We start from the raw sequence: 21248 nt of genomic DNA on the forward strand, positions 1-21248 counted from the left end.
TTTCTTAAAATTCTGCATCGTAATCAAATTCGATGGTTGTACCAGTGTCTAACCCTTTATTTGTAAAGGTTTTCATGGCGACTAAATGGTTGTCTGCGTCGATTAAACCAGCTTCGTTAATGTTTTTACCTATTAAATTGTCAGCATCTGCATTTATACTTACAGAATATCTAGCGGTGTAGTTGTCAGGAAAACTTTTCGTTACATTTTTAGAAATCACCTGATTAAATAGTGCACTTTCATTCCCTGTTAACGATTTTGGCGTACCATTCCCATCTGTACCTCCTGTACCGAAAACGATTTTTGTCACTTTGGGTAATGAGATATTTCCGGCATGAGCTTTTGCTAATTTCTCTCTGCCTTTGTTTGTTTTTACACTTGCCATGTGTTAAACCACCTCTTCATTAAATAAATTATTTTGAACGTACGTTCTCATGCTAAGTTTGTCAGATTGTTTCATATAATGATTTATTCCAAGTGGATTTTTCCCGTCTAACATAAAACTGCCATCCATAACGGAGGAACCATCTAAGTACAAACCGTTAGATTCAGCGAATGGAAATGCACCTGCACCCACCAAGCCTGCTTTTACATGCATGTGACTGGAGTTAGAATAAGAGAAATCAAATAACGTTTTCACTTGTGTTTTGAGCAATGTATAGCTTTCATAATCAAGATAGACCGCGGTGAATACTAAAAGCTTTATATGGGTGTAAAATTTCTCAGATTGAGAGACGTAATGCTTCATACCCTCTGGATTTTCCCCATCACTAAAAAAAGAACCATCCAAGCCCCAAGATCCATCTAAATATCTTCCATCTGCATTAGGGGTAAAAGGATAAGTTCCTGGTCCAATAAAACCGGCCTTGAAACGAATTGTTTCTTGTTTAGCATAGCTATAGCTGATTTCCGTAGCTATTTGCTGAAGCAGAACCATTTTAGTCGCATGAGATACGTCCATCTCTAATGTAAGCAATACTCGTAAAAAGAATTCATAAGACAAATGTGCCGGTTTCATCTCATATATAACTTGTTTGACAAACTTCACAAGTTCATTGTCAATAGAATCCTGCTCCAGTGCTTTGATGAGCACTTTAAATGTGTAATCTGTTAGTTCCTGTCCTGCTTCATCAAAATGACTGATGATCTCTACAGGTAAGTCCCCTGCAGCACTTGAAATGATTGTTTTAAAACGTTCACGTGTAAGCGGCTGTTGGGTTTTCGCTTGAATCGTAGATAAAATTCGATTTCTTCGGAATTCATCATCTTTCAATTCATTCACAGGGAGACCATAAGCTTCCTCCCAATAAGACAACGCCCAAGTTGCAGTTTGCGGGAATAACTGCAGCTGTATATCTGCTGCCCATTCGTGAAGCTGATCAAACTCCGTCCCTATTTTCTCAAATACTCTTTGTACAAACAGACTGTTTTGCAAAATCGGAGAAACGTATTGAATTATTCTTTTTCCACTGTCACTCGTTTGTAAAATTTCTTCTTCTATTTTATTCATTCATACTCACATCTCCTAATACAGCGACGTTGGAATCAGGAAGTGCAATGTTATTTTCACTGCCATTGATGAGCAAATTGCTATAATCTAATACACCTGCTGTAAAAGAAATCGCTGCCCCTATTTTGGAATGAATGATGCTGCCTCCAATTTCAATGTTTGAGATGACGGTTCTAATGTTTTGGATGATGTTTTCCTTTACTTCTGTCTCATTGGTTCCTGCATATAACGTTAATGTAAAAGACAAATGCACTGGATATTCTGTAGGAGATTTCACAATGGCTTTGACACCGATCCCCGCATTTTCATTAATCTTCTCCTGTACATCTTGGATTAAAGCTTCATTACCAGGATTTCCATTTGCGTCTAATACGACAATCTCAACGGTGCCTGGACCGTCTAATTCAGGAAAAATAAATACTTGCCCTACTCCATCCACTTCTTGTGCCCAACGGAGATAGTCGTTCATGTTGCCTACGTACGATTGATTTTTATTTTCTTCTAAAATACGCAAGCGAAGACTTTCATCATTTTCCGCCTCTGTACCCCCAGAGGTCTGCTCCCGATTTTCCACATGCACGATGCCGTTTACGGAAGAAGACAGAATTTGAATTGCACCAATAACGACATTACCAATCGTGCCTGCTTCAATGGCTTCAATCTGAACCTCTACTTCTCCTGTGTCTGGTACAGTGGCTTCCTCGGTTGTCACAAATTCAATAGAGGAAACGTGTCCATCTGAAGCGGTAGCAGCAACAGTTCCTGCCGGAATAAATGTACCTGCTGCCCCTTTAAAACAAATCATTCCAGTGGCTTTCAGAGCTTGTTTGCGTTTGACCCCTTTCATCTCAGCATGGTAATCCAAATAGGTACTTGAAGCGAATTGAGGAAACGCCATTTCCAACATCCCTTTAAACTGCATTTCGATCATTTCGGCTTTTTCAATGGCAGTTGGCCTTGTTAAAGTGTAATATAATTCTCCTTCTGAAGTGTCGATTGAGGTGGGAACCTGCTCTAACATTCTTTGATGAATGTTCTCTTCAGTTTGGTCTTGTAAAAAATCTGGAAGTTCTATACTCATGCGATCAACCTCCCTTCAAGTTGTTCTTCTCCCCAAATTGTTCGAACAGTAAATTGATAACCGACTGTATCTCCTTCCCATGAAAATGAAAAATCGCCAACTTCTTTCGTTTGTGGATTAACCATTAACGTTTCTGTAATGATTCTTTTCAACTCACTTTCATTGGCTTCTCTAGGAAGATTGCGGTAAATTAAATCATCAAATTCATGCCCATAATCACGAGGATAAGCTAAATGTCGATAACGTGGTGTAGACAAAATAAACATGACCCATTGTTTATAAGCGTCAATGCCTTCTATAAAAGGAGTTTTGCCATCTGGTGTTCTCACAAAATCCCCTTTTTCAAAATCGAAAGCCCAAGTTTTCTTGGATCGTTCGCTTTCTTGTTCTGTAATTTGTTGTTCTTCAAATGGGATGGATTCTGGAAATAAACTCGCCATTTTATTTCACCACCTTGCTTAAGATAACTACCTGTTTGCCATCTACGATGCAGCAAAGTACTCGATCACCTTTTTCAAATTGACTTTTTATATCGATCTCAGCTTCAGCTTTTGATGGCATATATTCATTAGGTTGTTCGAAGGTTATAGTTGTTTTTAAATTAGCCGCATAATAAGGATCATGAATTTCATGTTTGTTCTGATCTAACTTCACGCCTCTAGTAGAGGTTATGGTACCAAAGTGAACAGAAGGCATGGGGAGATTGGATTTGACTAAATTTTTCATTTCATATACTGCATCTTGAAATACACTGCTCATGTAAAATACCTCCGTTTCACATATTCATTTGATCCCATCTTAATCTCCATCCGACCCGGATTACCTAACTCATGTCGAACAAAGGTCACGATTAAATCTAAATTGTTAATATGAACTAAATCACCTGCGCGAATGGAATGGATGTCAACCGTTACAGCGGAAAAATTCTCTTGGTATCCACTCAGTTTGGCTTGCGCTGCTTTTTTTGCTTCTGTAGCTGTAGTCATATTGCTGTCTTGAATAATCTTTTGCAATGTACCGTATTTATTCGTTTCCCCTTCTTCAACAGCAAGCACTGGGGAAGATTGTTTGTCCTGACTTTTCCCTAATACCTTCACTTTTGTTGCAATGTTGTTTAATGTACGAGTTTGTTTTATTTCTTCAAAAATATCTTCGTTGATTTCCCAAACTACTTCATTTGAACCTAACTCGAAAAGTTCCAAGCCTTTGGGCCACATTCTGACTCGATATAACTTACCACCTTTGTTGGCTGTTTCATGAAGGTCACTTTGAATCCAAGAGGAAAGTTTTTTCACCGCAATGTTACTTTTTGCTAAAGAAATTTGAGTATCTGGTACTTTCCACAAGGGGATATTCCAATCATTTGCGTATTCTTTTAAACGTTGATTTGCCGTTTGACCTGAAGTAAACAAATATTCTTCTTCGCTTTCAGTTAAATATTTACTCAAATCATAGACTGTGATTTCTAATCGTTTTGTGGCTCTTTTCGTACTTTCAATATGCCAAATGACTCCATGAATCACTTCGGTTTGTGTAGTCGAGTCAGACTCTTGCACAAATACTTGAATCGTTTGCCCATTATGAATGCCTGTTTTCTGCAAATCCTCTGTAACGATTAGCGTTAATTCAGCGGAATAAGCAACTTGATCCATGGAATCTGTCAATGATAGTTTCTCAATTAAATCTGTAATATCCCTATCTTGATTTAATACCACTTGAAAGGTCATGAGGGCATCACCAGCTTTTGTCCAGGGTAAATAAGGTTTGGATTGTTACCTATAACCCCTTTGTTTAACTGATAAATTTCAGACCAACGAGGACCTGAGCCAAGTTCCTTTTTAGCAATGCGATATAGGGAATCACCTGATTTAACTACATAGATAGAGGAGGTTTTTTTTGTATCGGATCGATTAGTTGTCTGTTTTAACGTATTCACTTGTTTGATACTGACTTCTCTCCATTCTCTACAAGTTAAATCATAATAAATGTCCCCTGGCTCCCCTCCTTTGTATGTAGTGGTAAAACCATCTATGAATACCAACATGCTTAAATCAATTTGTGAAATGACAAGTCGAACGGGCTTTTTTGATTCAATCCAGCCATTTAGCATTGTTGTAGCTTCAAGTGGAGTAGGAAAGTCCTTATATTGACAATAACTTTCATCATAATAAAGTGGGAAAAAAGAGGAGAAGCTGATTTCATCGATTTTTTTGCCTTTTGGAAAATCTACTTCTCCTTTAGTTATAAACTGAATCGTTTCTTTATGCTGCTGATGACGAACCGTAAGTTGACTCGGTGATACAGGAAGTCTAAGTTCGCCACCATTAGGTTCAATAAATATAAAATCCACCTAATCACTTCCTTTATGGGATGGTTCAAAAATTCCCCTTATGCCGTATTTTCAATCACTTTTTTGATTTCTATTGCAAACCTTTGACCAGCTTCTTGTGCAATTTCATCGTAATTGATTTCTGAACTTTGTTTCATTGTGAAGCTTTCAACATTGATTTCAATATTCAACCCTTTTTCTTGATAAACATTGACGTTATCCTTTTCTAAAGATGCATTTACAGACTGTATGTTTAGATAAGGGTTTTGTTTAGGATCATGAGAAAAAGGCAGAACATTGTTCTCGTTGATAAAAGGAGATAGATTTGGAGTTAACGGGTACTTTGCTCTTTGTTTTGGAATAGTAGGAGTCGTAGGAAAAGGTATAACGTTATTTGTATTTGTATTTGGAATGTTAACGTTAGATTGTGGGGTTGATTTCATTAAAGCATCGATTTGATTCATCCAATAAGAAACAGAATGATAAGCTTCTCTAACATGGTTTGAAATCGAACCTTTTATTTCGTTCCAAATTGTATCCGTTTGAGCTTGCAGTTTGCTCCAATGTTTCCCGATTGTCTCATCGATTTTGTTTATATTGTTAGTAACGGTTTCTTTCATACCACTCCAATGTTCATCAAATGCATTCGGCAGTTCTTTAAAATTTGAAACAAGGTTGCTGACCATTTCAGTTGTTTTCTCTGTTGCAGTATTTTTCATTTTGTTTATTTGACTCATCACATGTTTCGTATCGATATTGCCGATCTTTTCTCCGATCCAACCTCCTGCTTTTTCTCCTAGAAGTCCACCAAAATGATACCCTGCAACAGCTCCGATGGGTCCTAAAACTGGTCCAGCACCAGGAATAGCGGATAACGCACCGCCTCCAATTGTACCTATTACACCACCAGAAATATTTCCAACTACTTGTCCAATCTTTTTCGGTCTTTCATTTTTAGGTGTCTCCATAACTTCTTTGATTCCAATACCTGCTGTAATGCCAGTAGAGAGGATTCCTAATCCTTTAGAGAATCTTTTAAATTTTGTCCACTTTGATTTGGTATTCGGATTCTTTTGTAAATCTTTGTTTTCCAGATTTTTAAACACTTCTTCCATTCCTGTTGCTGCGTACCCTAAGAACGAGTTCATACTTTTAAGAGAATCGGATTTATCACTCATTCCTTTTATTCCGATAATTGAACCTGCTAGTGTTCCAAGTACTTTTTTAGAGGAAGAGGGTGAATTTTTAATTGAAGACAACTTACTTCTCGTTGTTTTTGGGATTTTGTTAAATAAATTTTTTCCTTTGTCAAAGAAACCGCCTACCTTGGTTTTTGCAAACTCACCTATTTTTGAACCTATCTTACTTCCACCAATTGCACCAACTGCACCACCTATCAACCCACCTGCGGCAGCACCAATTGCAGTTCCTGCTCCTGGGATAATGGAACCAATCGCACCACCGATCATAATTCCTGCTTTTGCACCTACTAAACCACCTGCTGCACTTCCAACTATGTCTCCCGTAACTTTAGCTCTTTCTCCTTTTTTAGCGTTTATAAGGTCTTTGATTCCCATAGCTACATTTAAAGGAGCAGAAGCTTTACCAAGAAATTTACTTCCTTTGGAAGCAATTCTCTTTAATTTGGATGGGATTTTCATTTTTGAAGAAAGGGTTGGCAGCTTTTTAGTAGATTGAGAAGGTATATTTTTTTGAGATGGCTTAGTGAGTTGTTTTGAAGAACGTGACTTCAGATTTTTTTTCTTGGTAGAACGTTTAGATTTTTTATTTGGGATGGCTATTTCATTTAAAGCGAAGTCTGCTATCATTTCGATTCTTTCATCCGGAGAAGCATTTATAAAATCAACTGCTCGATCCATCACATCTATTGGATTAAAATCTATCGATTTTTTACCTTTAACATTTCGGTTTCTCTTTTTATTTTTTTTAGAATTCCTAATCGATTTAGATGGGGTTCTTCTTTTAGATGATCTTTGTTTCTTACCTCTTGTAGAAGTTGATCTGGATGAATCTAAGGATGCAGATGGAGTAAAGATTTCTTCTGTTTCGATCACTTGTTTGATCTTTAATTCTTTAGGTAAGCTAGCAAGCTCTTTTTTCATGTTTTGTAAAGTTTTTAAGGCATCACCAGATAGATCGACTACCACATTCCATGTTTTAGATGAAAGATCCGTTGCTTTTTGTTCAATTTCCTCCAATGACCCCGTTACATTGTTTACTAATTCAATTGTAGGGCGGATGCTGCTTCCTTCAAGTTTTAACAGTGAGCTCTGAATATGTTCAAAAATGAATGTGAAACGATCTTCGATGGTGAATTCAATATCAACAGATGACCTAGATAAGTTTTGAACCCTACGTTCTGTGCGTTCAAAAAATCGAGTAAGTCGTTCTTCCGTTTGTTCAATACTTTGAATGATCTCTTCATCATTTAAGTCTATTATAATTTCGTTATTGACCAGTGTTATCACCACCTCTACTAGCCTGATTATTTTCTAAGTCATAACGTAAAGCTTCAAAAATAAATCTTTTTTCAGATATAGGAAGCGCCCAAATTTCTGCGGGCGTCTTTCCTAAAGCTTTTGCTGATTCCCAAACGAGGAAGATTAATCCCCGTTTGTTTAGAAGTTTTTTACCTCTTCTACCTCTTCAGGTTCATCAAAATAAGCAGATAATTCTAATACAACATCTACAAGTGAATTAATTTCTCCTGGCAGCAGTGCTCTCTTGATAACTTGTTCTGCAGCTGAAGCTTTATACTTGTCAAGGAGGGCTGGGTGATCCCATTTCACGTTTGAATCCCCACCAATGGCGATGGTAGAAGCGTTAATTAAAGCTCTGGAATATCTAGCTCGATCTAACTCTCTTTCTTCTTTTCCACGATTCATTTTTACTTCGGTATATCTTCTTTCTAAATCTTCAATTTGCTGTTCTTTGAGTCCACGCATTAAAAAAGACAACCCTAGTCTTGGAATTCGGATTGTCTTCTCTGGTAAATTCTCACTTGCTGTTAATAGTTTGTTTAGAATGTCATTTTCATTAAATTGAACTTGTTCACTCATCCTAACACCCTCCTATTTTTTTAGTTATAATTAAACTGCTTCGATTGGATCTAAAACTTCAAATCCACTAAACTTAAATGGAATTTCTTCCTTAACGATCTCGCCAACTTTCCAGTTTGCTAAAAAGATTTTATCAAATTTTACATTTTTCAAACGGACACGCTCATGCCCATGTGCTTCTGGATCATCTAATTTTGAAATCAGTTCTGTTTTTGTAGGTACACCTCTTGGACCTTCTGCCCAACTATGGGATTGAATCATGTCAGATGTTACTTTGAAACCAGTGATCGTACCTGATCCAGCAATAGAAGTTAGTTTATAATGTTTCCAGCGGTCCCCAGATAATTTGACATCGGCGTATTCTAAAGTTACTTCTGCGGTTACACCATCTACGTTTTGTTGATGTGCACCATCTTCCCATAATTCGCCGTATGTACCATTTATTAAACGTTCAGATTCTAACATTCAACTTTTCCTCCTTTTATTACACATTACCTGTGCCATAGATTTTTTCCATCATGTCTACGATTGTTGCTTCCCATTTCCAATAAAACTCATCACCGTTTGCTCCAGTTTGTTTATCTTGATCTACCTCTACGGTAAAGTCATTAATAAGTCCTGCTTGAACGAGTGTTTCAAAATATTGTTTACGACTGGATAAAAAGGCAGCTTGTCCATCTTCGTTATTGGCTAGTTTTCCTACAATGTTATCTTGATCATAAGATGATGTATCTGTTTTGATTGCATCCATGACACGAACAGCTTTACACTTTTTGAATGAGTTATTCTGTTCTCCATTAAGTGAAGTTAAAGTGTTGATCCCTTGCTCGATTACAACCTTCTCACCATCATGAACTAAAACGATTGTTCCAGCTTGCAATGCACTCACAACTTGATTGTGTGTTAAACGTGGAGATACGTCTTCAAAAGGTGTCACAGCATACGTCAAGCTTTCACGTAAAGATTGTCCAGCATTTAGTCCTGCAATAAAACATGCTACCTTGGCACTGGAATACAATTTTCCGTCTAACTTCGCACTAACCCCTACATTTTTAATTGCCTCATGGTTATATAAAGCTGAACGGGTATTGGCATTGTTAATGTCAGTATCTTCTGTTAAAGAACCCCCTAATGATGCTTGCACCATTTTTCCTTCCGTCCTTAAACGATTAATCCAAGCGACTACAGATGTTTTCAACGCTGCATCCTCTGCGCCATCTAATGTAAATTCATTAAAATCGTTGGCTTCAAAAGCAGAGGTTGCTGTGATATAGTCTGCGTTTGTGATAGCAGACACACCTGCATCCCCATTTGCAAGAGAAATGTTAGCTACATCTTGTAAACCTGTTCCATCTGCTAGTTTCTGTGCTGTAATCCAATTGTTTTCTTTTTCTGCATTTAAGAAATCTACTATTTCATCCGCAGAGATTGTATTACTCACTGTAAATACATAAAGTTGAGTATTTCCTTCGTATAACACGATGTCTTTACTGTTACTATCTACAAGATTATCTCTTACCGTTACGTTAAAATCTCTAGTAGTTTCATATTTTGTTTCGAGTTTCACTGTATCTATTGATCCATTACTTAAAGCTACAGAGGCTTTTGCCGCAGAAGAATCTGCTAATCTGTATGCAAGAACCTTACTTGCTGAACCCAATAATATGAGTCGGATGCACTCATAAGCTGTGAAATCGTCTGTAATGTCACTACCATATGTTGCAATTAATTCACTTTCACTTGTAATTTCTGCGATTTCTTTTACTGGTCCCCAGTTCGCTTTTACTGGAATTGCTACTACCCCACGTGTCCCAGATTGAATTGATCCTAAAGCACGTGCTCTGATGTTCATATATGATCCAGGTCTTACAGGTCTATTCGTTTCACTCCATGTTCCACTTGCCATCTTACTTCACCACTCCATTCTTAAAATTTTCAATGTACTGTTCAACTTCTTGTTTTGTATATTGTGCTTGTGACTGACCATGCAACGCGCCTACAACTACTTCGGGATTACAGCCAAAAATCTGCTTTGACTGCTCAATGAAAATTTGTTTCGGATACATCGCTGCACTTGGTTTCGGTTTAGGTTTGTTTCTTGCTTTCGCCATTCATTCACCTCCTTTACGTAGTTAACTTAACGATCCTGTTGATGAAATATGATCCATGGTTTGCACTTCCTCTGTTGGATCACTCACGATTCTAGTCATTGTTATGTTGATTTGACCGTTAGTAATTGGATTTTGTTCTAATGAAGCACTTAAATCTTGAATTGTCATATATTTGTTTGTATTCGCATCTATTTGGATTTTCTTGGCTACTTTTAGTTGTTGTAATAAATTTACTATGCGAGTGTTTTGTTCTGATAAGGTTTCGTTTATCACATGAGTAACTACGTGTTTCTTCATTAAAAAAGTACGTTTAGTAACGGGTTCTAATTGGACTTCTGTAACTCTCCATAGTATTGAGGGAGTTGCGTAATCTGGTGGGAGTTCAGTCTGATATACGGTGCTGTCTTGGTACAATGTTTTTGTCCAATCTGCTAGTGCAGTTAGCCAAGGGTCGTTTAATTCGGTTGCCAATGGATCACTTCCTTTTTGAGAGCTTGAATATATTTGTTTTATTTAACACCTTCGTTATCTTTAGAGATAATTAAATTTGTGTTTCTACATTAGTAAGTCAATTTGAAATAAAGATTTGTTAAGTTTGTTGTCATGATTTATTAAACATGTAATTACTCGTGCACATTCTTTGCACCGTCTTTAGTACGAGAGTAATTATCCAGTTCTTTACTTTTCTTCACATGCATTTTAGTTACGACAAAAAAAGTCGTATTCTTTTACTTTAAGGTTTTGCTTAAAGGAAATAGACTAAGCTAATACAAAAATCACCTGAAGGTTCTACACCTAGAATGACATTAATTTTTGTTTTCCTTTTTATGACGCTCTACCTATCCCACTAGCTGTTCAATCCATGTATACGATTTTCAAAGATCAGTCGTCTTCCAAACTCGATACCTCGGTCATCTTTTTTTAATATCGTCAATTCTAAGGTGTGCTGATTTTGCTCTTTGATCTGCAGACTTGGCAATAACATCTAATTCATTTACTAACTTCACTTGTCAATGATCTAACATTTTAACTGTATGAAACATATCGACAACGATATCTCTAAAATCAACTACTACTCTCACGATTCATTCCCCCTTAAAACTTAACCACCGTCACTTGATCCCCGTTGACGCTTTTAACCACACCTTTTGCAGACTTATTTCCATCTGCATCGCGTACAGCCTTTGTTACGATATCCACTTCATTGAATATTGAAACTTCACATCCCGTTGAATCACGACGTTGATGTGTAAGTAAATGTTTTCCGTTCCCTAGATCCACCCAATCTTTACCGCCATTAAAACTATCAAAATCTAAAGTCGTTTTGGCTAGTGGGGTTATTCCAGTTGAAGTCACTTCCAATATTTCAAGTGTTCCTGTGTAAGTGGCATCAGCATTTTTTTTCGCATAATAAGCAGCTACTTTTCCCGAATTTAGCAACATAAATCTCGCTTTTTCATAATCCGTCCCGTCTACTTTATATTCTTGTACAAGTGAAACCGATGTACCGCTAACATAAAGCAGGGAAATATACGCTTCTGAATTTTCTGAATGACCCACTAAAGCTAGTGAGCTACTGACCTTTAACAGATTACTTGAACTGTCCATGTAGTGGTTAAATGTAAAGGTTGAACCTGCGGACACACTTCTACTACTCGTGCTTAAACTTAAAACTTGAGCAAAGCCATCATCACCATTACTTCCACCGCTTTTATATGTGATTAGTGCTTTGCTGGATGAAAGTGTTACTAACTCAATGTAAAGACTTTTACTGCTTCTAATTGAGTATTCCGAATAGTGACTTACACTTGTGGAGGTTGTAGCCGAATACAGAATTTTTCCGCGTGCATAACTAGATCGATCCGTCGAATTATAGGTTAAGACGGCATAAGTATCATTCAAACGACCTAACTGTGAGTTTGTGGTTCTCCCCGATTGGTGATAGTATGCACCTCCTGTTCTAAGAGTTGTTCCATCAAGAAGAATCTTTTGCACATAACCAGCGTCTCCATTATCATAAGCAACAATATAACTTGTTGTTGTTAATTGTACCGCCGAAAAACCATTGACTCGACCTTCAGCCCAAACAAAATTAGTCACGGACGTTAGATTTCCATCTGCATTTAGATCGAAAAGTTCTGCTGACCCATTATGAAGAATTATCATTCGTGTGTCATTCACTTTAAAAACATATCTATTATTAAGACTACTAGTTGAAAATTGGTGCGTTGAACTGGCAACTATTCCTTCAGATACATTGATAAGATCACCTTTTCCTACTCCTCCTAGTGGATCAATATAGTTATCATTTTCGGTGGTATCATTCATTTTAATTCCAGCGCTATACACGCCGTCGGTTAGTTCTTGGAATGTATTGACGCTATCGGCGCCGACGTCCGAAACTGTTCCCCCTTGGTCAATGATAGCGTTTCGGATCTGATCTTTCCCATCACTGACAGATTGCTTTAAACTTACACCATCTACAATAAAGTCTGGTGCTTCAATTTGTTTTGTTGAAGTTGTCTTATCTTCTTTGACCGTAAATTCATTCGCACTGGACAACCCATCTTGTTTATAAGATCTTAATTTCATGCTGTTTGAACTTTTATCCCAAAATAATAATCCCCTATTAAGACTCTCACTGGCATAATCTCTAAACCATAAATGAGCATTAGTACTTTCTCTTTCAGGTTTAACTCTAATTGAGCTAATAAAATCATGATGCATTTTTATATTACCATCGTGGAGGAAGTCAATTATACCAGCAACATACTCATAATTACTATCGGTTGATTGTATTCTTAACTTGTCTTCATAAACATCAAATCTATAATGATTTTCCCCATCTATTGATCTAGCAGGGTTTCCTCCAAACTTCATGGGGAAATCAGGTGATTCAATTATTTGTGGCTGGGTAAAAGTGTTTTGTTCATTAACTGTGGCTAATTTTTTAAAGTCACTCCACCCTGTATCTGCTCTATATATCCTGTACCAATAACCATTTACACCACTAGAATTATCAGTTACATATTGGGTTATACGGTATTGAGAATTTGTTCTAATTGTCTGTACTACGATTAAATTAGCAGGATAGCCCATTGAAACACCATCTGATGTTTGAAAATAACTTAAACCTTCTGGGTATTCTGTACCCGTAATATTGGCGTCTTGTTCACTAATCTCTTGTATTTTAGCTTTTTCAATTAACTCCTCAATGTTACTATGAGCCTCCTCAATCCCATCCCCAATCTTATTCAACTCCTCAGCGGAAATACCAGGAGCACTACCATTTACAAACGTAGTTTTTGTATAAGCCATGTTTATCACGCCCTTCCTAAAATATCACTTCTGACAATGTTAATAGATTCCTCATCTGTTTTTTCATGATTGTATAAGATTCTAGCAACCATTACCCCACTGCCTTTTTCTGAAGTTGCTTCTGAACCACCAAAAAAACCAACCTCTTTAATATGGAAGTTGGCTTCATAAGGAGCGATGTAGGAAGAGGAGTCAACCCTTCCTATAGTCCCAGCATCTTGTTTTGTAATTGCTTTTCTGAATCGCTCGTTTCCGAGTACTGTCTGCGTTGCACTTGGAGCAGAATCATCATCTCCGAGTGCAATATACTTGATCTCTATATCTGAATTTGCATTCATCATTGCATCTCGTACAGCATTCAACCAAGAATCCGTGATTGTATTTTGTATTGTAATTTTTGTAATTTCCTCTGATGAACCGTCTTTATTCATGACTTGAATATTTACAATTCCTTTATATCCGCATTGTTCTATCATAAAAACCCTCCTAACAAGGATATATTTCGTGAGATGGATAATTCGTAACATTAGGAATAGGACAAGCAAAGGTGCTATAAGTCATTTCATCCTGAATACCGATAGATTCTGTAAGTTGCTCTAGTAAAATTAAAACTTCGTTCTCACTTATATTTTCCCGCAACACAAAAGCTTTCCCTTTATTCGCCATCTCTTTAAAAAATGTAACCCATCCACCAGTCACAGCTCCTGCAACCGCAGTAACTGTATAAGTAAAACGTTCATTTCTCTCACTTGCCGCTATGCTTTCTATGAGATAATCATCGTTAATATTAAAAGTTGGGAGTTCAATTCGCAGTAATTCTCCTGCATGCAGACCACTTAATTCTGTTTCGAATTTAATTCGTTTCCCTATCTTCCCATACTTCGCTAACTTTGCATTTGCACTCTGAAAAGCAGCTTCTCTACTGTTTACATCAGGATCGTCATCTACAAATTCATGAATTCCTGTCCCACCTTCTAAAGAGGAACGCTGAATCACTTCATCACTATCATAGGTTACAGCAATAATATCAAAAGACCCTTGATACGTAATTTCTAAAGTATCTTGTTCCCCTAAAGGTGTTGCAGATTTCTCCTGGGTAATCGTATTGCTTTCTTTGGACCAATACCAGCTTTTATCTTCATCACTGCTATTTAATCCAACCGTTTGTACAACATTGTTCACTTTAATCATTGGCTCTAATGCAATTGGATATCCTACCGTAAAAGATTGCTGTGATCCATTCCCTTTAAAAGATTCTGTTTGTGGATCTGTAATATCTCTACCTGCTTTAATATACTGTTTGTTGCGATATTTCTCTCCCGCTGGTTCCACTTCTATATTTCGGATAGGAGAATGTTCATTAATATAAATATTAGATGGATAAGTTGAAGGATCTACAAAATGTAGCTGTCGATGTTTATCTATCCACCATTCAAAACCTGCTTTCTCTGCTAACGCATCCATGGCGTCAGTAATCGGAATATAGTTGAATACGGCTTCAATGACATTAGGACCAGCCTGTACATTCCCTACATTTACTTCTTCATGAGATAAAAAATGATCTACAATATCTTGAACGATTTCACCCGCTGATTTATTTTCATATGCTCTAGCAATTATTCTTTTATCAGATAAAAAAGTCCAATCTGTACAAGTAATTTTATGAATCTTTCCTTCACCAGCTAGAGAAATATAAGTTTCAACAGATCGATCAATGACACCACCAAATACTAGAGAATTATTGTCTTGTTTTATCTCAACTCTTTGACCTTTAGAGAAATAATACTGCCCTTTTAAATCTAGTACAGTAAAAGAAGCGGTTGATCGCTGACCAATCGCTTCATCAATTTCAATCGATTCATATTGAATCTTTACTTGTTCATTTGCTATGGATATTATCATATCATCACCTCAATCCTGTCTTGAGTCTAATTTCTCTTTCCATATGAGGCAGTGTTCCTCTAGCAATTTGTCGTCCATCAAGTTCTACAACAATCATAGAATTTCTCACATCACCTGAAACATTTGCTGTTAAAGGATTTAATGAAGTTGGTACTGCAGCAGCGGCTAAAGTACCTGTAGCACCTTGAACATCTGAAATCGTACGCTCTAACCCAATAGCGAATCCATCTCCTGTCCATTCTCCTAGCTGCTTCATAACTTTAGAAGGGGAAGCAATTCCCAGCGCACTTTTGATAGTATCTTTTACTTTATCGGCAATCTCTTTTGCTTTTTCCCATATTCTTGATGCCATAGAACTGATTCCATCTAATAGCCCTTGCATAATGTCTTTTCCTATCTGTAATAAATCAAAATTGTCAAGAAATTCCTTAATATTGTCCCAAACTTCAAAGATATTGTCCTTAATGGCACCCATCTTTTCAGATATGGTCTCTTTCACACTATTAAACTTTTCAGTGACAGTGTTTACAATGTTCGAAAATGTAGTCGTTAAGAAGTCAACAATACCATTCCATAAACCAACTACGGTATCTTTGATTGCATTCCATGTCGTGGATAAAAACTTCTGTAATTCTTCTAAACTTTCTGTAAAAAGAGTGCTGATACCACTCCAGAGCTCTATGAAAAAGGTTTTAATCCCTTCCCATAATTCCTTCGTCGTATCTGTGATCGAATTCCATTTTTCAGTAATAAATGTAACAATTCCTTCTAAATTCTCAGTAAATAGTAATTTGATGCCTTCCCACAGTTCTATGAAAAAGGTTTTGATGCCATTCCATAACTCCATTGTCGTTTCTTGAATGGTTGTCCATATCATTGAAATGAACTCTGTTATTGCTTCTAATTGTGTTGTAAAAGTGGACTTAATTCCTTCCCAAACCTCTATAAAATATTCTTTAATGGAACCCCAAATCTCTGTCGCTTTTACTGAAATCGTATCCCAGTTTTTATAGACAAGCACACCGATAGCTATTAGCGCTGCTATCGCTGCAATGACAGCCAAAACAATCGCCGTCATCGGAGACATGGCAATATTTAAACCAGAAACGCCAGGTATTAAAGATAATACCGATGTTTTCAAAGCACTAAATGTTTCACCTAAAGGTCCGAGGCTTCCTATTACGCTATCCACAGCACCTATAGTCCCACTAATTCCATCAACGACTCCCATTGCAGAAGCACTCATATCTGTAAACCACCCAGTTGCTGCTCCAATCCCTTCAGATAACATTGGAAGCTTTTCTCCAAGACCTGGAATGAGGGCATCCAAAGGCTGAAGCGAATCTGTAAGGTTTTGCATATTTTGTCCAAAGGCTTGCACTGCTCCTGCTTTTTCGGAGAGAACTGTGCCTACACTTTGTGCTTTAGTTGAAAAAGAAGCCAAACCGTCTGTTATCGCTTGGTTTTCTATACCAAACTTAGCCAAGATATCCGAAGTGGTAGAAACGAGATTCGTTAAATCACTTCCGATGACATTCGAGAATCCGTTCATTACTCCACTGACTTGTTCTGTTGGTTGACTTAACTTACTTAAGGATGAAGTTAAGGAACCTTCTACAGAAACGGTTAAACCTTCAAATGAAGTTTGAAGATTACTAATCTGTTGTTCTAAATTGGATAAGAAACTTGTGTCTATTGCCACTCTTATCACCTTCTTTCTAAATAAAATAGAGCTTATCCTATGTCAGATAAGCTCTATAAAATAACCCAAAATTACAATTATTAACTTTGGGTCAATCTACTGAATAATTCTGTAGTTATGAATAACCTTATGGATTTGTAGTTAATGTACCTGTACCTTGAAATTCAAAAGAATACGTAGCCTCCCCATCATAAGGACCTTCAACTGAACGGGAAGTGACTAAACATAACCCTTGTTCGATGTTACCTGCCCCTTCTTTCCATTGCACCAATACTTTCTCTTTAGTGCGAATTGCATTTTTTAAAACGACATAAGCTGCATCGTCTGGTATATATACTCCTTCAGCAGAAATCGTAAATCCATATAAACCATATTCATACTCATAAGAGCCATTGGATCCTTTGTTTGTTACATCTACTGTTTCAGATACCTCTTCTAATGTAGCTCCTCTTTGTCCACCTACAACCGTGAAATTCGGTTCTGCCTCTGTTCCTGTGTTTGCTAAAATCACAATATCAATTCCGTTTAATGCCATAATTAAATCTCTCCTCTTCATAATTTTTTTTAAATAAAATGAAAATTATCATTTTATTTAACACTTATAAAATCCTTAGACTATGCTTTGTTTTGCTAAAGGTTCCTGTAAGTGTTTCTGTTAAGTAAGTCAATTTCAACACTTTGTTTACCACTTTTTTGTCACTATTTTCTAACTTCTGCACCTATTTGATTCAGTTCTTGTTTTAGTTTAGATATCAAAGTCGGCCTAGTATTTCCAAAGGTTGCTTCTAACTGAAATCCATTTGGTTCATATATTTCTGTAATTTCAGTAATTCTAGCATCCATGATTACACCCCAGTCTTTGTTCTGAACGGTTACTATATCACCAAGATCGTAATCTTCCTCATATTTGAAAGGTGAGTGAGTCAGGATTTGTCCTTCAAGAAACTGCTCTTGAATAAGTTCTTGAAGGTTTTGTTGTCCTTTTTCTTTTAGTTGTTGAATAATCTGATCTTCTGGAATAGGTTGTTTGTCCTCGTCTACTTCTTTAACATCACGTGCATCTATAAACGTTTCTATACGAGAAATACCTTCCGTTTCACCAACACTGATGATTCTACGTTCAAAACCTTCACCTTCACCTGCGACATAGCCAACATTACGTACATTGTAATCACTCTCTGAATATTGTAAGGATTTTAAACTATCAAATTCTGGGCTAAATATAACGGGAGGGTGAATCGATTGAGAAGTGGTAAGATTATGCCCTTCCATAACATCTAATATCCATTTAAATTGATGTAAATCTATCTTCATACCCCAACCAATTCCTGAAGCAAACGAAATCGCAGAAAGTTCATCAGAAAGATTCTCAAATCTGGACTGCCACTTTAATATTGCGCCTCGACTTAAGTTTTCAGCGATATCAATCATATCCATCTTACGTTTCCCATCTTCAGGATTGACAATATGTTTGACTACATAATGTTTTATAATAGATTCCACATTACCTTCGACCGAATCATATGCTGTACCTATTAAAGGAATCGTAATTCTTTGTCCTACAATCCCTTTTAATTCAATCCCTTTAATAGACCATTGTTCAGATTGTTTTCCACTTTCATCTAAGCCAATCTCACGATGTTTGATAATCCCCACTTTATTTAAGTCTGAACCTAGTATAATGAGGTTTCCTTTAATTAGTTTGTCTGTATGTTCTTTGTGACGGTTAATTGTTAAATTAAATTCTCCAACTTCATGAAAACTTCTGGTGAATATGAGACTTTCGTAATCATCAATTTCAGCAAGAATTTCCATAGTTGGAGATAAGACTCTCATGGGTTTCATTTTATCACTCCATTTAAAAGAACCTATACATTTTTATATGGTTCCTTTTGTTACTCTGAAATATTTATTGTTATGAATTTATATTTGTAATATTTTTGGATATTATTGGTGGCATACACCACTTCTTAAGCTTTTGGACTATCATACATATGTTCAAGGTAAAGTCGATTTAGCGATTCTACAAAAGTTGGTAGAATTTCTGGATGCTCAAGTAAATCACCATCACTTTATTTCCCCCTTTATATTTCTAAGAATACATATCTTCCAACAAATGCACCTTTCATTTTATTTGCAGTTGATATATTAAACTTGTCACCTGATTTGATACGATTAAAAGAATTATAGTCGAAAAGATTTGAGTTTAATGTGTTGATATATGCAAAATCAGTTAACGGTTCTTTCACTCCAATCAAGTATTCACCCGATGTCGGCAGATAAGCATAACTGTAACAAGTCATACCTGCATAAACACCTTGACCACCATCTTTCCCCTTTGAATAAGCTGCACCTTTGCCTTGCATATTAAGTCCAGAGGAAAACCACCAGTTGTAGTGGTAATTACTATCATTAACTTGAGTACGTCTCGAATAACCCGAACCCAACTCATCATCCGTTCCAGACCAAGTGAACAAGTATCCCTTATCACTGTAACTACATGAAAAGATTGTATCTCCATTTCTGTTTGTTTGACCTTTACCAGTAACACTATAAGAACTATAACGATGAGTGTAAACTTGTTTACTATCAGGACTAACTCGACGATAGTAGTATCTAGCAAAGTAATGACATCTTCCATAATCATCAAAGAACAGTGTATTACTATCAGGGTAATCATTACTCAAACCACTTATACCACGAGGTGTAAGTGTATTTCCATAGATATCCCACTCAACTAAGTCATTATTATTATTTTCTGCATCTTCGGAGCTCACTCCCCACATGACAAGCACTTCTTTAGTGTGGTCAAATGCAATACCTCTCGGATACCAATTACCATCTCCTGTTGTAGCACCTTGAGTTAATGAAGTCTTTTTCAACGAGCCTGTTATTGAATAATGATTAATATGGTAGTTGTTATCTCCTTCGCTTATAGAAAGATATATGTCGCCATTTCGCACATCACAAGTAATATGTGAGCATGTCTGTATGCTTGCATCATAGATTTCTAGAAGTGTATCTAAGTTGAAGTTATAAGCCATGACTTTTGAAACTCCGTTAATTGATGCTTTGAAAATAAGCAAGTCATTTCCATCATCCAATGTAAACACATTAAAATCCGATGAAATTGTCAAGTTTGTAGATACAACAGTTCTTTTAACTACTCCGTCTAAATCTATGATTTTAAATTGACCTGTTACATCAGGGTCATACATATAGAAATACTCCCATCCAGCTTTGATATATAAGCTTTTATAGCCAGTTCCCATGTCAATAATCATATTACCGGTAGAGCTAACAGAATGAGTCCAAGACGCCTCAATATACCCTTTAATATTTGGGGATACCGTTGAGATTGCATTAGAAAGCTCTTGAAATGTCGATACTCCATCATCATCAGCATCCGAAACTGTACCACCTCTGTCAATGATAGCGTTTCGGATTAGTATTTTCCCATCACTGACAGAGGACTTTAAATTGTCAATCTCGATTTGTACATTACTCCCATTTTCTGTACCAATATTAGTTGCAATAGGATCTGGAGGATTTGGTATATTCCCCAACTGCTCAGTAGGAACATTCCCATCTCCATCCAGAGTAGCGACTCCATCTGCTGCACCTTTTTCAATGTTAGGTACAAACCCGCTATTCTCAATGGTTTGCATAAAAGCATCCCACTCTTGTTGCATCTCATTAGTAGGTACACTAATGAGAGAAGATACCAATCCACATAAATCCTCATCAAATCTTTCATCCGTGATCTGAGACTGTTCAATAAAAGACTTCCCAGCGATCACTCTTACTTGAGCTAGACTAATTTCATAGATCCATTCATCTCGCTGTAATGCGGGTGGTTGAGGATCTGCACTGGATACTCCTTTGACAACAAATGCTTTTACATATCGATTGGAAATATTCTTATCTAGTCGAAGAACAATTCTATCAATTCGATCCATATCTGGTTCTGGTAAATCATGTGTTAAATACAGATCACTTGTATTCTCATAACTGAATCCCTTAATAAAGGCATTTCCTGTTTCGACGGTACTCCTCATGTCATCCCCGTCTGCTTTAACTTCAAGTTTTGGAATATTGTTTTGATGATAAATTCCACTAGTTAAAAATTTACTAAAGTAATCTGCCCAATCTTGGGCTTCATACGTTCTTTGATCTTCGTTTGTACTATTAAAAAATGAATATTTTTCTGCCAAT

Annotated in this window: 20 protein-coding genes; all 20 read right to left on the minus strand. The window is 36.7% G+C overall.

Going from position 1 to position 21248, the window contains the following annotated elements; genetic code table 11:
- Window positions 1-4: 4 nt before the first annotated feature.
- Window positions 5-385 carry a phage tail protein gene (locus tag VQL36_RS11405; RefSeq protein ID WP_349249425.1) on the minus strand — a complete coding sequence of 127 codons (381 nt, stop codon included), beginning with the start codon at window positions 383-385 and terminating at the stop codon, window positions 5-7.
- A gap of 3 nt (window positions 386-388) precedes the next feature.
- The gene (locus VQL36_RS11410; RefSeq protein ID WP_349249430.1) at window positions 389-1510 is read right to left on the minus strand and encodes a putative phage tail protein; all 1122 of its coding nucleotides are present in this window, start codon (window positions 1508-1510) and stop codon (window positions 389-391) included.
- Complete coding sequence (locus VQL36_RS11415; RefSeq protein WP_349249431.1) at window positions 1503-2591, minus strand: baseplate J/gp47 family protein; 1089 nt, start codon at window positions 2589-2591, stop codon at window positions 1503-1505. The genes VQL36_RS11410 and VQL36_RS11415 overlap by 8 nt, the downstream gene beginning before the upstream one ends.
- Window positions 2588-3031, minus strand: coding sequence for a DUF2634 domain-containing protein (locus tag VQL36_RS11420; protein WP_349249432.1), 444 nt, complete (start codon window positions 3029-3031; stop codon window positions 2588-2590). The genes VQL36_RS11415 and VQL36_RS11420 overlap by 4 nt, the downstream gene beginning before the upstream one ends.
- Window position 3032: 1 nt before the next feature.
- Window positions 3033-3350 (minus strand): hypothetical protein, encoded by a 318-nt coding sequence (locus VQL36_RS11425; RefSeq protein WP_349249433.1) that lies wholly within the window; start codon window positions 3348-3350, stop codon window positions 3033-3035.
- Window positions 3347-4318, minus strand: a complete 972-nt coding sequence (locus tag VQL36_RS11430; RefSeq protein ID WP_349249434.1) for a phage portal protein — start codon at window positions 4316-4318, stop codon at window positions 3347-3349. Before VQL36_RS11430 ends, VQL36_RS11425 begins: the two co-directional genes overlap by 4 nt.
- Window positions 4315-4941 (minus strand): LysM peptidoglycan-binding domain-containing protein, encoded by a 627-nt coding sequence (locus VQL36_RS11435; protein ID WP_349249435.1) that lies wholly within the window; start codon window positions 4939-4941, stop codon window positions 4315-4317. Before VQL36_RS11435 ends, VQL36_RS11430 begins: the two co-directional genes overlap by 4 nt.
- Window positions 4942-4979: 38 nt before the next feature.
- Window positions 4980-7409, minus strand: a complete 2430-nt coding sequence (locus tag VQL36_RS11440) for a hypothetical protein (RefSeq protein ID WP_349249436.1) — start codon at window positions 7407-7409, stop codon at window positions 4980-4982.
- A 150-nt stretch (window positions 7410-7559) separates the two neighbouring features.
- A complete protein-coding gene (locus VQL36_RS11445) occupies window positions 7560-8000 on the minus strand; it encodes a phage tail assembly chaperone (RefSeq protein ID WP_349249437.1) in 441 nt (146 codons plus the stop codon).
- Window positions 8001-8030: 30 nt separating this feature from the next.
- Window positions 8031-8465, minus strand: a complete 435-nt coding sequence (locus VQL36_RS11450; protein WP_349249438.1) for a phage tail tube protein — start codon at window positions 8463-8465, stop codon at window positions 8031-8033.
- Window positions 8466-8484: 19 nt separating this feature from the next.
- Window positions 8485-9906: a phage tail sheath family protein gene (locus VQL36_RS11455; protein WP_349249439.1), complete on the minus strand. Its 1422-nt coding sequence runs from the start codon at window positions 9904-9906 to the stop codon at window positions 8485-8487.
- Window position 9907: 1 nt separating this feature from the next.
- On the minus strand, window positions 9908-10111 hold the full coding sequence (locus VQL36_RS11460; protein ID WP_349249440.1) for a hypothetical protein: 204 nt from the start codon (window positions 10109-10111) through the stop codon (window positions 9908-9910).
- Window positions 10112-10132: 21 nt separating this feature from the next.
- A complete protein-coding gene (locus VQL36_RS11465) occupies window positions 10133-10582 on the minus strand; it encodes a hypothetical protein (RefSeq protein ID WP_349249441.1) in 450 nt (149 codons plus the stop codon).
- 624 nt (window positions 10583-11206) lie between these two features.
- Window positions 11207-13429, minus strand: a complete 2223-nt coding sequence (locus VQL36_RS11470) for a hypothetical protein (protein ID WP_349249442.1) — start codon at window positions 13427-13429, stop codon at window positions 11207-11209.
- Between the two features lie 5 nt (window positions 13430-13434).
- Window positions 13435-13905: a hypothetical protein gene (locus VQL36_RS11475; RefSeq protein ID WP_349249443.1), complete on the minus strand. Its 471-nt coding sequence runs from the start codon at window positions 13903-13905 to the stop codon at window positions 13435-13437.
- A 10-nt stretch (window positions 13906-13915) separates the two neighbouring features.
- Entirely contained in the window at window positions 13916-15331 is a 1416-nt protein-coding gene (locus VQL36_RS11480) for a hypothetical protein (protein ID WP_349249444.1), read from the minus strand.
- Window positions 15332-15335: 4 nt separating this feature from the next.
- Window positions 15336-17033, minus strand: coding sequence for a hypothetical protein (locus VQL36_RS11485; RefSeq protein ID WP_349249445.1), 1698 nt, complete (start codon window positions 17031-17033; stop codon window positions 15336-15338).
- A gap of 127 nt (window positions 17034-17160) precedes the next feature.
- Window positions 17161-17568, minus strand: a complete 408-nt coding sequence (locus VQL36_RS11490) for a phage tail tube protein (RefSeq protein ID WP_349249446.1) — start codon at window positions 17566-17568, stop codon at window positions 17161-17163.
- A gap of 164 nt (window positions 17569-17732) precedes the next feature.
- Window positions 17733-18878 carry a siphovirus ReqiPepy6 Gp37-like family protein gene (locus VQL36_RS11495; protein ID WP_349249447.1) on the minus strand — a complete coding sequence of 382 codons (1146 nt, stop codon included), beginning with the start codon at window positions 18876-18878 and terminating at the stop codon, window positions 17733-17735.
- 239 nt (window positions 18879-19117) lie between these two features.
- Window positions 19118-21247 carry a hypothetical protein gene (locus tag VQL36_RS11500; RefSeq protein WP_349249448.1) on the minus strand — a complete coding sequence of 710 codons (2130 nt, stop codon included), beginning with the start codon at window positions 21245-21247 and terminating at the stop codon, window positions 19118-19120.
- Window position 21248 lies beyond the last annotated feature (1 nt).

Origin of the sequence: Chengkuizengella sp. SCS-71B (genome assembly GCF_040100845.1) — a bacterium.
In the GTDB taxonomy this organism is placed as follows: domain Bacteria; phylum Bacillota; class Bacilli; order Paenibacillales; family KCTC-33759; genus Chengkuizengella.

Bases quoted from the DNA above. Each gene is read 5' to 3' on its own strand.
- VQL36_RS11405 (WP_349249425.1), bottom strand. From the start codon at position 385: ATGGCAAGTGTAAAAACAAACAAAGGCAGAGAGAAATTAGCAAAAGCT.
- VQL36_RS11410 (WP_349249430.1), bottom strand. From the start codon at position 1,510: ATGAATAAAATAGAAGAAGAAATTTTACAAACGAGTGACAGTGGAAAA.
- VQL36_RS11415 (WP_349249431.1), bottom strand. From the start codon at position 2,591: ATGAGTATAGAACTTCCAGATTTTTTACAAGACCAAACTGAAGAGAAC.
- VQL36_RS11420 (WP_349249432.1), bottom strand. From the start codon at position 3,031: ATGGCGAGTTTATTTCCAGAATCCATCCCATTTGAAGAACAACAAATT.
- VQL36_RS11425 (WP_349249433.1), bottom strand. From the start codon at position 3,350: ATGAGCAGTGTATTTCAAGATGCAGTATATGAAATGAAAAATTTAGTC.
- VQL36_RS11430 (WP_349249434.1), bottom strand. From the start codon at position 4,318: ATGACCTTTCAAGTGGTATTAAATCAAGATAGGGATATTACAGATTTA.
- VQL36_RS11445 (WP_349249437.1), bottom strand. From the start codon at position 8,000: ATGAGTGAACAAGTTCAATTTAATGAAAATGACATTCTAAACAAACTA.
- VQL36_RS11450 (WP_349249438.1), bottom strand. From the start codon at position 8,465: ATGTTAGAATCTGAACGTTTAATAAATGGTACATACGGCGAATTATGG.
- VQL36_RS11455 (WP_349249439.1), bottom strand. From the start codon at position 9,906: ATGGCAAGTGGAACATGGAGTGAAACGAATAGACCTGTAAGACCTGGA.
- VQL36_RS11460 (WP_349249440.1), bottom strand. From the start codon at position 10,111: ATGGCGAAAGCAAGAAACAAACCTAAACCGAAACCAAGTGCAGCGATG.
- VQL36_RS11470 (WP_349249442.1), bottom strand. From the start codon at position 13,429: ATGGCTTATACAAAAACTACGTTTGTAAATGGTAGTGCTCCTGGTATT.
- VQL36_RS11475 (WP_349249443.1), bottom strand. From the start codon at position 13,905: ATGATAGAACAATGCGGATATAAAGGAATTGTAAATATTCAAGTCATG.
- VQL36_RS11480 (WP_349249444.1), bottom strand. From the start codon at position 15,331: ATGATAATATCCATAGCAAATGAACAAGTAAAGATTCAATATGAATCG.
- VQL36_RS11490 (WP_349249446.1), bottom strand. From the start codon at position 17,568: ATGGCATTAAACGGAATTGATATTGTGATTTTAGCAAACACAGGAACA.
- VQL36_RS11495 (WP_349249447.1), bottom strand. From the start codon at position 18,878: ATGAAACCCATGAGAGTCTTATCTCCAACTATGGAAATTCTTGCTGAA.